The organism is Novosphingobium sp. 63-713 (assembly GCF_001898925.1).
Lineage (GTDB): Bacteria > Pseudomonadota > Alphaproteobacteria > Sphingomonadales > Sphingomonadaceae > Novosphingobium.
Genome location: NZ_MKVS01000023.1, coordinates 47,271 through 62,710, shown reverse-complemented (window position 1 = coordinate 62,710; position 15,440 = coordinate 47,271). Strand labels below are relative to the sequence as shown.

The 15,440-nt window shown below is 59.1% G+C and carries 15 protein-coding genes and 1 pseudogene; 10 read left to right on the top strand and 6 right to left on the bottom strand.

Going from position 1 to position 15,440, the window contains the following annotated elements:
• Nucleotides 1–300 precede the first annotated feature (300 nt).
• From BGP00_RS10500 to BGP00_RS10485, 4 genes are all read left to right on the top strand, one after another.
• Nucleotides 301–1,527: a site-specific integrase gene (locus BGP00_RS10500; protein ID WP_292693496.1), complete on the top strand. Its 1,227-nt coding sequence runs from the start codon at nt 301–303 to the stop codon at nt 1,525–1,527.
• Nucleotides 1,524–2,717 carry a tyrosine-type recombinase/integrase gene (locus tag BGP00_RS10495; protein WP_292693493.1) on the top strand — a complete coding sequence of 398 codons (1,194 nt, stop codon included), beginning with the start codon at nt 1,524–1,526 and terminating at the stop codon, nt 2,715–2,717. Before BGP00_RS10500 ends, BGP00_RS10495 begins: the two co-directional genes overlap by 4 nt.
• A 64-nt stretch (nt 2,718–2,781) precedes the next feature.
• Complete coding sequence (locus BGP00_RS10490) at nt 2,782–3,048, top strand: CopG family ribbon-helix-helix protein (protein WP_292693490.1); 267 nt, start codon at nt 2,782–2,784, stop codon at nt 3,046–3,048.
• The gene (locus tag BGP00_RS10485) at nt 3,045–3,347 is read left to right on the top strand and encodes a type II toxin-antitoxin system RelE/ParE family toxin (protein WP_292693487.1); all 303 of its coding nucleotides are present in this window, start codon (nt 3,045–3,047) and stop codon (nt 3,345–3,347) included. The genes BGP00_RS10490 and BGP00_RS10485 overlap by 4 nt, the downstream gene beginning before the upstream one ends.
• Nucleotides 3,348–3,708: 361 nt before the next feature.
• Here BGP00_RS10485 and BGP00_RS10480 read toward each other — a convergent pair whose 3' ends face one another.
• On the bottom strand, nt 3,709–4,773 hold the full coding sequence (locus BGP00_RS10480) for a hypothetical protein (protein ID WP_292693484.1): 1,065 nt from the start codon (nt 4,771–4,773) through the stop codon (nt 3,709–3,711).
• 53 nt (nt 4,774–4,826) lie between these two features.
• Between BGP00_RS10480 and BGP00_RS10475 the strand changes: the two genes are divergently transcribed.
• Nucleotides 4,827–5,933, top strand: coding sequence for a hypothetical protein (locus BGP00_RS10475; protein ID WP_292693481.1), 1,107 nt, complete (start codon nt 4,827–4,829; stop codon nt 5,931–5,933).
• Here the strand turns inward: BGP00_RS10475 and BGP00_RS25395 are convergent, their stop codons facing one another.
• The 4 genes and pseudogenes from BGP00_RS25395 to BGP00_RS10460 form a co-directional block, all read right to left on the bottom strand.
• A complete protein-coding gene (locus BGP00_RS25395) occupies nt 5,934–6,152 on the bottom strand; it encodes a TIGR02391 family protein (RefSeq protein ID WP_366522350.1) in 219 nt (72 codons plus the stop codon).
• A 103-nt stretch (nt 6,153–6,255) separates the two neighbouring features.
• Nucleotides 6,256–6,468 (bottom strand): annotated as a pseudogene (locus BGP00_RS25390) (TIGR02391 family protein); the annotation flags it as partial.
• 235 nt (nt 6,469–6,703) lie between these two features.
• On the bottom strand, nt 6,704–7,489 hold the full coding sequence (locus BGP00_RS10465) for a hypothetical protein (RefSeq protein WP_292693475.1): 786 nt from the start codon (nt 7,487–7,489) through the stop codon (nt 6,704–6,706).
• Nucleotides 7,486–8,370: a DUF4238 domain-containing protein gene (locus BGP00_RS10460; protein ID WP_292693472.1), complete on the bottom strand. Its 885-nt coding sequence runs from the start codon at nt 8,368–8,370 to the stop codon at nt 7,486–7,488. The genes BGP00_RS10465 and BGP00_RS10460 overlap by 4 nt, the downstream gene beginning before the upstream one ends.
• 617 nt (nt 8,371–8,987) lie before the next feature.
• On the opposite strand from BGP00_RS10460, the gene BGP00_RS10455 reads away from it, so the two are divergent.
• Nucleotides 8,988–9,934 (top strand): IS630 family transposase gene (locus BGP00_RS10455; protein ID WP_292693469.1). Its coding sequence is split into 2 segments (ribosomal slippage): nt 8,988–9,324 and nt 9,324–9,934, totalling 948 coding nucleotides; the frame shifts between segments, so codons are not numbered across the junction.
• Between the two features lie 117 nt (nt 9,935–10,051).
• Here the strand turns inward: BGP00_RS10455 and BGP00_RS10450 are convergent.
• On the bottom strand, nt 10,052–11,488 hold the full coding sequence (locus BGP00_RS10450; RefSeq protein WP_292693466.1) for a HEPN domain-containing protein: 1,437 nt from the start codon (nt 11,486–11,488) through the stop codon (nt 10,052–10,054).
• Between the two features lie 101 nt (nt 11,489–11,589).
• On the opposite strand from BGP00_RS10450, the gene BGP00_RS10445 reads away from it, so the two are divergent.
• From BGP00_RS10445 to BGP00_RS10430, 4 genes are all read left to right on the top strand, one after another.
• A complete protein-coding gene (locus tag BGP00_RS10445) occupies nt 11,590–11,817 on the top strand; it encodes a hypothetical protein (protein WP_292923173.1) in 228 nt (75 codons plus the stop codon).
• 22 nt (nt 11,818–11,839) lie between these two features.
• Entirely contained in the window at nt 11,840–13,744 is a 1,905-nt protein-coding gene (locus BGP00_RS10440) for an NAD(P)/FAD-dependent oxidoreductase (RefSeq protein ID WP_292693464.1), read from the top strand.
• 143 nt (nt 13,745–13,887) lie between these two features.
• The gene (locus BGP00_RS10435) at nt 13,888–14,472 is read left to right on the top strand and encodes a sigma-70 family RNA polymerase sigma factor (RefSeq protein ID WP_292693461.1); all 585 of its coding nucleotides are present in this window, start codon (nt 13,888–13,890) and stop codon (nt 14,470–14,472) included.
• Complete coding sequence (locus BGP00_RS10430) at nt 14,441–15,427, top strand: FecR domain-containing protein (RefSeq protein WP_292693458.1); 987 nt, start codon at nt 14,441–14,443, stop codon at nt 15,425–15,427. The genes BGP00_RS10435 and BGP00_RS10430 overlap by 32 nt, the downstream gene beginning before the upstream one ends.
• The last annotated feature ends 13 nt before the right edge of the window (nt 15,428–15,440 follow it).

The window sequence follows — 15,440 nt, the reverse complement described above, 5'->3', positions numbered from 1 at the left end:
TGGCGTCTGACGGGTCGTTTCAGCGGCGGCTTTTGTTCTGCCGCCTCAGCCTGAAAAACGACGGCCGGGGCAAGCGGACACGCCCCTTCGGCGCGTGGCGTATGTGCTTCTGCAGGGCCTGGACTGGATGGGGCAAGCCTTGCGCCTGCCGGACGCGGACGGCATCGCCAGATGATGAGGCCGGACCTGCCTCGAGAGGAAGCTGGTCCAGTCCCTACAGAAGGAGTTTAGCACACCCTACACGGAGCACCGTGAAAGTGTTGAGTAAGTTACTGTTCTTGCTCAAAAGGTCTTGTGATTATGATGCTCAAGTCTCAACAAGAAAATGGCCCTCAGGTAGCCAAAATTGATGGGCCTGTTTTACCTGAAAACCTTCCTGAGAATCACGCCAAGATCACTGGTCACCACGCCCGCCGCAAGACTCCTCGCCACGATACTATTATCTGGGACAGTGAGGTTCCCGGCTTTGGTATAAGATTGCGTGCCAGTGGCAGCAAAAGCTGGATCGTCAAATTCAGTGATCGGGCGCAGCGCCGCTTTGTGACGTTGGGGAAGCCATCGGCCATCAGCGTCCGCGATGCGCGAGCTAAGGCCAAGCAGCTTGTTGCAGCCACCCAGACTGTAGGCCTACCTTGTCCAAAGCAGCCGCTTTCGGGGGCGGGGCTTACCTTTGCCGCTGCCATGGCGGAACTGCTCCCCTCCCTTGCCCGTCGTTGGAAACCTTCCACCGTATCGACCAATGCCGCCTATGTTCGGCGGGTGCTGATCCCCTTCTTTGGCGACATGCCAATAGCGACGATCCAGCGCAGCGATGTCGCCCGCTGGCGCGACAGCCTCGCGGCGAAGGGAGGCACATTCAACCGCGCCGTGCCGGTGCTCTCAATAGTGATGCAGGAAGCCGAGGCTTTCGGTTTCCGCAAGCATGCCTCCAACCCATGTAAGGGGATTGCCCGGTACAAGCGGCGGAAGATGGAGCGCTTCCTCAGCATGGCCGAATATCGCGCGTTGGGGATTGTGCTGCGTGAGGTTGAGAACGAAATGCCGCAAGCCGTCGCCTTGCTCCGGTTGCTGATCGCAACCGGGGCGCGTGTGGGCGAGATCAACGGCTTGCGGTGGGAATGGGTGAAAGAAGCGCGGGTCTTCCTGCCCGACAGCAAGACCGGGGCGAAGGTGCTCTATCTCAATGCCCCTGCCCGCGCAGTGCTGGATGGGCTGCGAACAGAATGCCGCGAGGGTTTGATATTCCCGGCAGCCCATAATCCGAGCAAGCCGATCAACATCACGTCAGACTGGCACGCAATCCGCCAGCGAGCCGGGCTAGGCAATATGCGCCTCCATGACCTTCGCCACAGCTTTGCCTCGCTGGCGATCCGCAACGGCATTTCGCTGACCATCATCAGCCGCTTGCTGGGCCACGCCTTACCCGAGACGACCGAGCGCTATGCCCATCTGGCCGATGACTCGATCTCGGAGGCAGCAGATCGTGTATGCAGCGTCCTTGCTCAGGGATTGGGGGTGGCGGCATGAACGCCCGGACTCTGACAGACCTTGTCACCGAGGAATTGGCCGCCATCGGCGCCCCATTTGATCGGAGGCCGGATCGCCCGGCGCGCACCACCCAATGGTGCAGCAAACTGCCGGGGTTTGGCACCCGCTGCTATGCCAGCGGGCACAAGACCTATGTCGTGCAGGCCGCGATGGGCGGGCGGACAAGGACCGTGACCATTGCAGACTGCCGGGTGATCACCGAGGCCAACGCGCGAGGTATTGCTCGGCGCGTGCTGCTACGGGTGCAGACCGGCGAGAACCCTGCCGAGGCCAGAGTGAAGACCAAGGCTGTGCCGATCTTCGCCAAATTCCTCGACCGCTATTGGGCAAGCGCGGTGGCAGGCTGGAAGGCTTCAACGCTGGACCGGAACCGCTATTACCGCAACCATCTGGATGCCGCCTTCCCACGGCGGCATCTCGACAAGATCAGCCCCGGCGATGTCCGCCGTTGGTTTGCCAAGGTGACCCGTACCGCAGGGCCAGCGGCAGCCAATCGGACTTTTGAACTGATGCTGTCCCTGTTCCGAAAGGCTGAGGAATGGGGGGAATTGCCGTCAGGCTCGAACCCTTGTCAGGGCATCAAGCGCAACAAGCTGCGCAAGCACGAATGCCTGCTGTCAGTGGAAGAATTGGCCCGGCTCGGGCAGGCTTTGGAACAAGAAGCCCAAATCTGCCCGCAAGAGGTGGCAGCCTTGCGCCTGATTATCCTCACAGGTTGCCGCAAGAGCGAGATCTGCCATCTGACATGGGATGAGGTCCGTGGGCGACGTCTGTTGCTGCATGATGCCAAGACAGGGCCGCGGACGGTCTGGCTGGGTCGTGAGGCCCAATCTGTCCTCAAGCGCATCGAGCGCCACCCGATGCGCGATGAGGTCTTCTGGACGGAAGGCGGACGGCTCGCAATCAAACGACTGGATGCTTGCTATTGGCGCGTGCGTGCCGCCGCTGGACTGGACCATGTTCGTCTGCATGACCTTCGGCACAATTTTGCCAGCCACGCGGCTACCATGTCCGAGACACTGCCCATGATTGCCAAGCTGCTGGGTCATGCCGATATCAAGATGACGGCACGCTATGCCCATCTCGACGATGCTCCGGTGATGGAGGCCTGCGAGGCGATTGGCGCGGCTTTGCGAATGGTGGTGGCACCGGGCTGCCCAGAGAATTAAAGATCTGATGGCAATGAAGGCGCCTTGTGCTAGGATGTATACATTCCATCACAAGGTGCCATTTATGAACAGCACGACCATGACGATCCGCATGCCGATCGCCCTTCATGACAAGCTGGCTCGCCTAGCGCAGGGAACCAAGCGCAGCCGCTCCTACCTCGCGGCTGAAGCGCTGAGCGCCTATGTGGATCGGGAGCTTTCCATCATCGAAGGCATCCAGCAGGGTCTGGCCGATGTGGCCGCCGGGAAGGTCACTCCCCATGACAAGGCCATGGCCGACCTCCATGCCATTATTGATGCTGCCGAACGCGCCAAGTCCTCCAGTCAGTGAGGCGGGTAGAATGGGCGGAATCGGCCCTCGCCGATCTCCGCGTGCAAGTGGGGTTTATTGCCGCGCAAGATCCACACGCAGCGCGCAGAGTGCTCGATGCCATTGGCAGGACGGGCGCCGCCTTGGGAGATTTTGCGACCGGTCATCCGGGGCGCGTGTCGGGGACATACGAGAAGTCGGTGCGCAGTCTACCCTATATCATTGCCTATGCTCTGACTGAAAGGGATCAAGCGGTCTCGATCTTACGGGTGATCCATACCGCACGGGATTGGGCCGACGGGACTTGGCCGGAAGGGTGAAATTGCGCCCATCGTAATTTGCCACACACTCCGTCGCCAGCAGTGCATCGCTAATGGCAAGGAGTGGGAGATTGTGTTGAAAAACTCAGCCCACGGCGCAAACGACGGCCAACCCAATAACAAAGTTACAATAATGCGCTAACGAGGGTTGTCATATATCGCATTCTTCGGAGCAAGATGCCCAATTGTTACGCACCATAGGTCACATTCTACCTGTCCCGGACCTTTTCAACACAATCGGGACTTTGCTGCCATTGGCAAGCCCAGTAGCAAAGGTCTGCTTTTGAAACGTAAGCTGCCGCGACGAGACAATCAACTATACGACAATACTGATTTACGCTTTGGCGAGGAGGGCCGCGGGCTAGTCGCGATCCCAGCCCTTACGGCCATCACAATAATTGCAGCCCTTCCATTCGCTTCCCTCCATGTCGCCGTTGCTTCCTTCCCCGCACCAGCCACAGGCGCTGATGTGATCGGTGAGCTCAAGGCAGGCGGTGCAGAGATAATGGGCATGGAATGAGACGACGGTCTGATGCCCGTCGCAACGCGTGCAGTTGGCCGGTGTGACCCGATCATAGTAATTGTCCGTTGTGACCGGATCGTCATCGACGATTTCAGCGATATCTGATGCATCAAAGACGGTGCCGCAGGCTTCGCAGGTCGACGTCTCGTCGCCATCGGCCCGAAATTCCACTGTACAATGGGTGCATTCCAGCGCGAGCCAATGAGGCGCAAAATGGCAGACATGGCATTTCGAGCTGTGAAGCTCGTGCAGGACGACCGCCGTCTCGGCAGACTCGAAGCCGCATCGGCCGCATGCCGCCAGTACCTTGCCTTCGCTCTTGAGGCCGGCAAGCTTCTCCGCGAGGCTGTCGAAGCGTGTCTGGAGATAGAGACGGTGCTCGGCGAACCGACCATCAAGCGCGCCAATGTCGAGCTGGAAGCGGTCAAATACATCCCGCCATTGGCTACCTATAAGGCCGACGAGCGCGTGCCACGCGTTGAGCTGCTCCATCGCGATCTGTTCGCGCACCGTCGGGTCATCAATATCCTGAAAGAAGTGGACCATCTTGTTACGGTGCTTGCGTATGACGTCGAGCGTCAGGCGAGCGCGCTCAGGAATTGGGCTGCCCACGATTTTCGCAAGGCGCTGGCACGCTTCCTCAAATGAGACCGAGACGAAATCGCCGTTCTCAAAGCTCACCAGGTCGGGCGCCTTGCTCACGGCCAGGCTCCAATGCTCCTCCATCAGCCGGGCTTTTAGGAAAAGCTCGACAGCTGAATGAAATGCGATGATCGAATGCTTCGGTTTTTCCTTGAACTCCACCGTCGCGAGCGTCAGAAAATCGACAGCGTTTGCGACCAGGTCTCGCATCGGGTCAGGGCGCTTGGCCTTCGCGCGGGTCTTTTTATTACCATAGGACATACCGACCTTTAACCCGCACCAGCGCGAACGAGAAGGAAGGATTCTGTGCGAACATGCTCGACGTCAATGCCATCCGCGACCCGGCGATCTTTTTGAACGGGCTTACCGGCCTCGATCGGGCCTTCACGCTCCATTACGATGAGACCAACAATATCCGGCGGCTTCACCTGACCCCGGACGGCCTCAACGTCCGGGCTCCGCAATGTTTCGTGTTGGGCGGGGTCGCCCACCTCGGTCCCGCGCCCGCCCTCGATTTCGAGGATTTGCGGCAGGCTTTCCACCTACAGAAATCATCATTGGAACTGAAGCTGGAGCAGCTTGGCAAGGGCGACTTCCTCAGCCTGCTGAACGCCCCCAAGATCGGCGCCTTCCTCGACTGGCTGTCTGCCGCTAATGTCTGTGTGCACTATCAAGTGCTGGACCCGCTCTACTGGTCGATCGTCGATGTCATCGATTCAATCATCGCTGAACATGGCGGCCCCGAACTCATGGCGATCGCGCCGCTCCTGAAAAACGACCTCTTCACGCTGCTGCGAGACGATCCTGACGAGACTGCGGAATTTCTCGGTCGCTACAACTATCCCGATGTCGGCCGAGCCAACCGAGCAGCTTTCATCGCGGAACTGCGCGACATGCTCGAAGTGCGTCGGGACTGGCTTCCCGATTTCAATTGCCAGATGCTCAAAGGGGTACTGAAGATCGCGGCGGGCCTCGACAGCCTGCCCTATCTGGAAGACGAAACTGCGAATGTGTTGATCGACGGTTTCGGCAGCTTTTATCTCCACCGGCTGTCCCTGTTTAAGCATTCGACCCACGTCCTAGACATCGAGAAAACGATCCAGGACTATCTGGCTGGCCTGAATCTCGCAGATGGTATGGCACCGCTGACGAATTTCACCTTCGTCGACTCCAGGACCTCGCCCTGGGTACAGGTTTCCGACGCCCTGACAGGCCTGGTCGGTAAAATGTTCATGTTTGCCGCCAATCACGACGTCGATGAGATCGGCGACGCACTATCCGGCCTGAACGACCGTCAACGCGCTACGCTCGACACGCTAAGAAACCTCATCGAGCGGTCAATCGACGAGTGTCAGGCCCTCGTCCAATATGTCATTTCACTTGAGGACCAGCGGCGCGGATCGCTCATTCTAGGCTTCTAGTCAGATCCGGGGCAGCATGTGACTGGCATCTAGCCGACGGTGGATCAGGGATACGATCGTAAGGAGATCCTCGGCATCTTCCTTCGTCATGTCCCAATTGATCTTTGCTTCGTGCGCCGTGGTGTTGCGGAACATGCCGAAGGCGCCTTTGACCAGATTCGCAAAGCCGGTCTGCTCGCTCTTTTCGCTGACCGTCTTCCGGGGATTGATAGCGATCATCGGCGTTTCGCCGCCAAACGCCCGATCGACGAGCACCCCCCCCATCGTCAACCAGCCCTGTCTTGCGTCGTACCTTGTCCGCGACGCTCTTCACCGCCTCCTGCACCGCATGGAAATAATTGTCCGCCAGCAGCTCGGCGCGGCAAAACGCGAGGACATCGGGATGGACCCCGCGCCCCTCAAGATCACTTCGCAGGTCGCGCGCGCGTCGCTGCGCCTCGGGAAGCGTCGTGACTTTCTCCACGTTCGACAAAACGCCGCTCTCGTCGACAGCCAGGCCGGCAAAGGACAAGGCCCGGTTGAGGTTCGCCCGCATCGGCTCATAGCGGTGAGGCTCTCGGCTATAACGCGCGGGGCTCATTGCCTGCCTTATGAACTCCAGGACATGCGTGCGATTCCGCTTCGTGTTCTGGCTGTCTGCAAAAGCATTATAGATCCGGATCCGCTTCGCCATCGCCCCCGGATCGACCATCTTCGCTGCCTGAAAGAGAAAGCCGATCTCCGGGTTGGTCAGACCGTCGGTCGTGTCGCCGAGTGCGCCGGCGATCGCCTCAAGTTGCCCCTGCGTGAAAAACGTCATCCGTTTTGGTGCCTCCCTGTTCCGCAATAGTGCGCCATCCTACGTCCCGGCACCATTCGATGATCGGGGATTGCAGGAGAATGAGCCGGTCAAACGGACCGTCTTCTAGCTGCTTCGTCAGCCGCGACATCACCTCAAGCCACTCATGATCCATGAGGGCCATCACGCGCGACAACGTCGCCCCTTCGGTGATCATCAGCCAGTAGGATGAGGCTGCAACGACGGTCGATGACCGCTTCGCATCGACGATCGTCATCAGTTCGTCCTCGGTGACGCCGATCCACGCTATGTCGAAATTCCAGCTCCAGCCCAGATATCTCACCGTGGACGCAGCGACCTCCACTCGGCTGACATATTTCCCAAGGGTCGGCCACCGTGCGGGGTCGATGGCGATGTTGGCGGGCAGGTCCACCGCGCCAGCGATGACTGCGATAAGCTGCGCGACGAAATCATGCGTTTCGCGCCTCGACGGCAGCTTGAGCGCCCTGAAATTCAACTCGACCTGACGGTGCCGGGGGAAATCGTTGAGCAGCATTGGCCACTGCCGGAGCGATGCCCAATGTTCCTCGACCTCACGGCGATTGCCGTCAACGTGATATTCCGTCACCTCAACGCCGATCGACACGCCGTCGAGGCGCAGAAGGAAATCAGGCCGCTCGGCCTGGTCGACCTTGCCGTCGTCGACCGCGATCACTGCCGCCGCAAGATAGGCGTCGAGGTTCCGCCGCTCCTCATCCTTCTTGGATAGCCGCGTCACGGACCGACCGCGAAAGCTGGAGCCAGGGTGTCGAATGCCACGACGTTCACACCGATCTTGTAGAGATTGGCCTCGATAAACGCTGCCGCACCGTCCCGCTCACTGGCCCAGATTCGGTCAGCGGCCGCCGCGATCGTCGTGAGATTGACCCGTCTGATCAGCTCAGCCGGCGGAATGTGATCCAATATTTGCTCCGTCGCTGCAGACCGCGCGCCAAAGAAGGCGCGGCGCGGGCCGAGCGGCAACTGGATCATAAAAGCTTCGCTGGTAAAGCCGCCTTCCCAATGGATCGGCAAATCTGAAAGCAGAAGCGTCGGCTGATCCGCATCGAACTCGCGAACCCACCATCGCATACCGGCGAACGCGTCCATGACCCCGTCGTGCAGGATCATCTTCGGGAGCCAGCTTGTCAGGGTCATCGCCTCCATCGCGCCGGGATGATTGCGATTGAACCATTCCTCGGTCGTCGGCCAACCCTCGGGCAGCGTTTCCCTGTCGTGTGCGGCCAACGTCGCCCTCAACCTCGTCATCCCTTCATTCCGCAGGAATCTGAGAACATCGGGCTGCCGAATCCGAAGCGAACTCAGGAAAAACGTCCACGCAATATGCTCATCCTCGGTCAGCACCGCGTGCTGTTCGAGCTTGTCGAGAACACTTGCCGCATTGCTGTCGATCGGACCGAAGAGCCGCTTCTCTAAGTGATCCTCGCCCACGCTAAGCGCATTTGCCAGGATTCCGTACAGATCCTTCTCAAATCCCGTATATTCGGGCGCACGCTCGCTACAGACGAGACGCCCGTTTCGGACGGAGAAACAGTGCAATCGGCCTGTTTCAGTGGTCCACCTCCGCAGAAGAAATTGAGGGACATAATGATGTTTCACGATATGAAACTGCCCTAGGTAAGTTTCGTCCGCAACATTTCTATTTGGTGATTTTATGGTTTTTCTTTCCCCAGGAATTGAAGCCCGTCCGCCTTCGATGCTGCGCTCAATGCGCGTCCGGGGTAGCGCGCCGGTCCCCTGACGGGTCCCCGCCGACGGTAACGATGGGAGTGTGATCTTCTACAAGCAGGTGAAGCATATGACGGTTATATCGCGGGACACTCGGGAACGGCTGGTTTCGGCGTGAACAGCCATTCACGCATCCCGACCGGACCGGCGTAAATTGGTCGATTGTGTTGAAAAAGTCCGGGGTAAGTAAAGTGCGCCCTCTGGCACGTAACATTTGATCACCCTGTGCCGAAAAACGCGATATGTGATGCCCTCGTTGGCATATTTCTGTAATTTTACTGCCAGCTCGGCCGGCGCTCGCGCCGTAGGCGGAGTTTTTCAACACAATCGGTCGGGTGTTGCTGGGACCGCCGTCAAACACGACTTTGGAGGCGCCCAACCGCTCCGTCGATGTTAGAGCGTTTTCCACACGACCTGACTCGACTGGGATTCCCATCGGCGGCCTGATGTGATTCACGTTTCCTGCTGGTGGCAGGAGGCCAGCCTGTATGGCACGCACGCTTTCACAGGATCTTCGGGACAGGGTTGTTGCCGCGATTGACGGTGGCCTGAGTTGCCATGCAGCGGCGGCCCGCTTTGGGGTCAGCGTGTCGAGTGCAATCCGCTGGCGCCGACTTGCGCTGGAACATGGCCGGGCTGTCGCCAGGCCGCGCGGAGGCGACCGGCATTCGGGCAGGATCGAAGCGCACGGCGACTTCATTCGGGAACTGATCGCCGAGCAGGGCGACATGACCCTGGTCGAGGTGCAGGCTCGACTGATCGAGCGCGGCGCGTGCGTCGGGATCGGTACGGTGCATCGCTTTTTCGTCCGTCACGCGATCACGCGCAAAAAAAGACCGGCCACGCGATCGAGCAGGACCGCCCCGACGTCCTGAGGCAACGCCAGCGCTGGTTCGACGGGCAGATCGACCTCGAACCAGAACGCCTTGTGTTCATTGATGAAACCTGGACCGCCACCAATATGACGCGTAGTCATGGCCGTTGCGCCAAGGGTGAGCGGCTGCGAATGGGCTTTCCGCATGGTCATCGCAAAACCACCACGCTGGTCGCCGCCCTGCGCATGACCGGCATGGTCGCGCCGATGGTGCTCGACGGTCCGATCAACGGCGACTGGTTCGAAGCCTATGTGGCGCAGGTTCTGGTGCCAGAGTTGCGGCCCGGCGACGTCGTCATCATGGACAACCTCTCGAGCCACAAGCGGGCCGCCGTGAAGGAACGGATCGAAGCGGCCGGAGCAACCCTGCGCTTCCTCCCGCCCTACAGCCCCGACTTCAATCCCATCGAAAAAGCATTCTCTCGCCTGAAAGCCATGCTGCGCAAGGCGGGCGAGAGAACCATCAGCGGGCTGTGGGGGCTGATCGGCAGGCTCGTCGACATTTTCCAGCCCAGCGAATGCGCCAACTACTTCAGTTCCTGCGGCTACGAGCCAGAATGAGAGGAAACCGCTCTAGCCAGTTGCAGACTGGCCTCTTCTGGACTGCTGATCATTCGGGATGACGGACACACGCGGTGCTGGGTGATTTACATGGCACCCGATCGGCGCGCGCCGAGACTAACCTAGTATAGTGCCGGGCTCTGGCAGCAAAAGGCCTACCGCGCGAAGGTCGCTTTTCATCCGCCATAATGGCCGATTGTTGTTCTTTTCGAGGTCGATCTGTTCCTTGTCGACGCCGATGATCGTCAGAAGATGCAGGTGATAGAGTGCCGAGAGCGCATTCGATTTTCTATCAAGATCCTGCATGAAGTCACCATAGCGTTGGTCCTTGCTACGCAACCCGCCGAAATGGGAAATGTCATTCCGCCGCGCCTGGCATTCGACGCAGAAGCGTTGCAGCGCGTCCTGGTCGAACGGCAGCGGCAGAAAGGAAAAAATGGAGTAAAGTCGCTCTGAAAGGTTGGGCTCTGCGGCATTTTTGAGCTTGCCTTGCAGCCAGCGTCGATCCTTGGGCGCGACAGCGCTCAGGATCCGGCTGATTTTGGCTTCGAGGGCCGCGGGCGGCTGCACGGCGCCGCGCCCATGCCTGTCAAGGGCCTCGAGACCCCAGATGAGGTTTACGAAGCGATGTTCAACGAACATCTCCAGCCCGCGCCGCGTGCCCAGATACAGGTAGATGCCCGGACCATATCGCTCTCGTTCCTCGATAAAGGCTTTGAAGATGTCACCGAAAGACGCTGCGATTCTCGAAAAATTAATCAGGCAATCGTGCGCGGCGGGTGGCTCGGCATCAGAACGATATCGCGAGAAATACAGCTTGGCGCGGTGCTTGCTGCCCCAGGGTATCAGCGTTGGCCAATCGAAATTATGATTGGAAGAGGTCAGGAGGATGAGCAATTCTTCTACGTTTTTATGATAATCCTGAGCGTCACTCAGCGACATCGCCTTTCTTGTCGTAATCACGATTGCAGCTGACTCGACCAGTCTTATTTCATTGTGTCGACTTCTACCGAACTGCGGACCGGTAAGGTCATACTCAATCGAGAGGGTACCAAAGGGGAGGGTAAAGCGACGATCCTTTTCGGCTTTGTAGTCCGCGACAAGCTTGTTTCGCTGCCGTTTGACCTGAATGGACCGAAGCCATAGCCAGTCCTTGAAGCCGGAGAGATCCACTTCCACGGTACGAAACCGGATCGGGGCATTTCCGTCGCGCCTGAACCGCTGGTCGCTGACTAGGCATTGCTGCACGAAGTATCGCTCTTTAGACACATTGTGGGTCCGCACCGCCGCGCCATTGCGAAACGCGTTAAGGAGCAGAACATGACCGGAATCCGTGAGCAGTCCCTGTATGTTTCGTCCGGCCGGCTTGCCCCCGTCGAGAAGGTTCTCGAACGGGTGCCTTTCGCTCGGCATGACGTCGTCCAGTTCCAGTTGAACGGAACCATCGTCTGCGATGGTGAGCTTGCCGCCGACCGACGCATCCGGGGCGAACTGCGTGGCGGGCACAGGCTCGTCATTCCGCCAGAATATCCCCCGATCCTCTAAAATAGCCACGTGCCCACCACTGTTCTGTCTCTGTTGCACTATAGAAACTTAGTAGCGTCAAACGTGGCCCGGTCACAGACGCAGCCTCAGTATTTTTTGCCATCTATCACTTGACGCTGGCCCGGTTTCGAGGGGCCGTGGTCGGCGATAAGCACCAGTTCGCCATTGATCCTAATGGCTTTCAGTGCCGCCCACATCTACCCAAACTGCCGGTCGATCTGCGGATACGTGAAAATTTCTTCTACCGCAATGTGTGGATCGCATCGCCTTCGAGCATCTACTCGATTGGCCGGTTCCAAGGGACAAGCGTCGAAATGCCGCCCGCTTGCCTTATCTGACCGATTTTGTGGAGCAATCTTAATGACTTCTGACCGTGAATTGGGTATGGACCGTGCCATCCAGCGCCGGGATTTTCTCAACGGTATGCTGGTTTCGGGCGCAGCGGCCATGGCGCCGGCAGGACTGGCGCAAGCGGCACATTCGGCATCACCTTATCCCCCGGCCCTGACCGGCATGCGCGGCAGCGGCTATCCAACGGCCAATGCCACCGGCCATGCCCTTCGCGATGGACAGTTTTGGCCCCACGGCAATCCGTCAGAAACAGCCGATACCTATGATCTGATTGTGGTGGGCGGGGGGATAAGCGGTCTGGCCGCCGCGTGGTTCTATCAGAAACAGTATAATTTTTCCAAAAAAGTGCTAATTCTCGACAATCACGATGACTTTGGCGGCCATGCCAAACGCAATGAATTCGGTGCCGGCAAATCGCTGCGGATCTCCAACGCTGGCACATTCAATATCTATGGCGGCGAACATGACACCGGGGCGCAAGCCGACCTGTTTCGCGATCTCGGCATCAATGTTCCCGAGCTCGCGCGCGACACGGTGGATACCGGCTTTTATGCAAGATTGGGCATGGGCCAGAGCGTCTTTTTCGACAAGGAAACCTTCGGGCGTGACGCTCTCCTGCCCGATCCTGCCCCCTGGACCGATTTCACCTTCCTCTATTCGCCAACCACGCCGCCGGATGCAGAAAAGCGCTGGGACAGGTTCATGCGGGACGCTCCGCTCTCCGATGGGGCAAAGAAGGATCTCTATCGGCTCTACCATGTCGATACCGACTATTTGCCGGGCCTTTCCACGTCGGAAAAGATCGAGCGGCTGACCTACAGCAGCTACGCCGATTTTCTTTCCGGGCCTGCACAATGCGATCCCATGGTCACCACCTATCTGCGCGATCGCACCTACGGCAGCGGCCGCGGCCTTTCGTCGACCACCGCTCTAGCCGCCCATGAACGCTTTGGCCTGCCCGGCTTTTCCGGGCTGGCTCTCCCCGCGCGCAAGGGCCGTCATGAAGGCGCCCAGCCCTATCGCTTTCCCGAAGGCAATGCGACAGTTGCCCGCCTGCTGGTGCGCCGGTTGATTCCGGGCGCGCTGCCGGGCCAGAGCGTGGCCGATTCCATGCTGGCCAGAGTGGATTACAGCAGGCTGGATCAGGCCGGCAATGCCACCCGCATCCGCCTGAATTCAACGGTGGTGAAGGTTGCCAACGAGAAGGGCGGCGTCAGCGTCAGTTATACCAGTGGCGGATTGAATGGAAAATTCCTCCGCACCAGAGCCAGACAATGTGTTCTGGCCTGCTGGAACTATGTTATACCCTATATTTGTCCTGATTTGCCCGCTGAACAGCGCGCGGCGCTGGCCTATAATATCAAAACGCCCAATCTCTGGGTCAATGTCTGGATGCGCGACTGGCAGGCCTGGTATCGGGCGGGCACATGCCTGATGAATGCGCCGGGCAGCTATTTTGCCTCGCTCCTGCTAGAACCGCCCGTTTCGGTGGGCGGCTATCAGCACTCTCCCTCGCCTGACCAGAGCGCGGTGATGTCAATGCTACGCGGCTATGAAACGCCCGGCTTGCCCATCAAGGACCAGTTCCGCCTAGGCCGGGCGGAAATGTATGCAACCACATTCGAAGAGTTTGAACGCAACACCCGCGACCAACTGGGCCGGGCGCTGGGCGCCCATGGGTTCGATCCGGCACGAGACATACAGGGAATTACGGTGAACCGATGGGGACACGGCTATTCCTACTGGTATTCTCCTCTGTTTGATGATTTCCTGAAAACCGGAGCACCGCCGCCACATCTGCTTGCCCGCAAACCTTTCGGGGCGATCACCATCGCCAACACCGATTCCGCGGGGAATGATACAACCGAACTGGCCATCAGTATGGCGGCCCGCGCCATCGGCGAATTGGGATGAGCCTGCTCCCGTCAGGACCGAAAAAATACGCATGGAAATTGCCGCAAATCCTGTCATGTCCATGATGAAACAGCCATGAAACCCCATGTCGGAAACCTATCCTGCCTTGGCATGCGCCTGTCCCCCTGGTCTGGGGGACAGGCATGAAGGCAGATGCCAGACGCCGCGCGGTTTGGCTTGCCGACGCCATGCTGCCCCATGAACCTTGGGTGAGGCGCCAGTTGCGACGCGGCAACACGCTGGGCTACGAAATCGACGATATCGTGCAGGAAGCCTATGCGCGCCTCATCATGCTTGACAGCGTGGAGCATATCACCAATCCGCGCGCCTATTTCCTGCAGGTAGCGCGCAGCCTCATCCTGCAATATCTGCGGCGCGCGCGGGTGGTGCCGATCGATCTGGCCTCGGACATAGACGCCATCGATGAGGCCGCCAATGAGCCGCTGCCCGATCAGCAGGTACAGGGGCAGCAGGAACTTGATCGCTTGATGAATGCGATTTCCACCCTTCCACCGCGCTGTCAGGAGGTCTACCGGCTCCGCAAGATCGAAGGATTGAGCCAGCGGCAGGTGGCCGAGCGATTGATGATAAGTGAAAGCAACGTCGAGAAGCACCTCGGTCGCGGAGTGGAACGCATTATGCTACTCTATTCCAACGATGAGCGATCCCATTCCAATGACCCAAAGATGAGCCCTGATGGACATGCGTGCAAAGCTCACAAGCGCTGAGATAGACCGCATCGCGGCCAACTGGGCGGCGCGCGAGGACCTGCGCCCGCTGGACCCGGGCGAGGAACAGGCGCTCGATGCCTGGCTGGCCGAGGACAGTCGGCACCTTGGCGCCTATGGCAAGGCAAGAGCTGTTCTAGAGCGCGCGGAAAAACTGCATGACGAGACGCCGATTGCCGACACGATCAATGATGCGGACGAGGCCCACCCGACGAGACGCCGGGTGATGGTTTCGATGGCGGCAAGCGTTGCGGCCATGGCCGCCGGCGTTGCCATTTTCATGCGAAACACCGCGCCTGCGGAAAAGCACTTCTCGACCGGACGCGGCGAAATACGCTCGGTGCCCCTCGAAGACGGTTCCACCGTCATGCTCAATACGGCCAGCGAGATCGCCGTATTGTTTCTGCCCGAGCAGCGCATCATCCGTCTTTTGGCCGGGGAAGCCTTTTTCCAGGTGGCCAAGGACGCGGCGCGTCCCTTTCTTGTACAAAGTGCGGGGCGGATTGTGCAGGCGGTGGGAACAGCCTTTTCGGTCCGTCGCACCAACGAAGGCCTCGGCGTGATGGTGCGCGAAGGTCGCATCCGCTATGAACGCCACATGGACACGGGCACCTCATCGGCCCTTCTGTTCGCCAATGCGGAAACCGAAATTCTCGACTACCAGGGCAACGCACAGCCTGCTCTCCAGCATCGATCGGGAGCGGAAATGGACCGGATGCTGGCGTGGCTCGACGACAAGATCGTCTTTGACGAGACAACGCTGGGCGAAGCGGCGGCTGAGTTCCACCGCTACAATGAAACACCGCTTCTGATGACACCTGAAGTGCGCAAATTGCGCGTGTCGGGCCGCTATTCGGCGGGCGACCCGGAGGCATTTGCGCAGGCCATTGCCGTCATTCTTGACCTAAAAGTGGAGAGAACCGCGCAGGGGATTGAAATTTCAAGTAAAAAATAAAAATGAAATATTC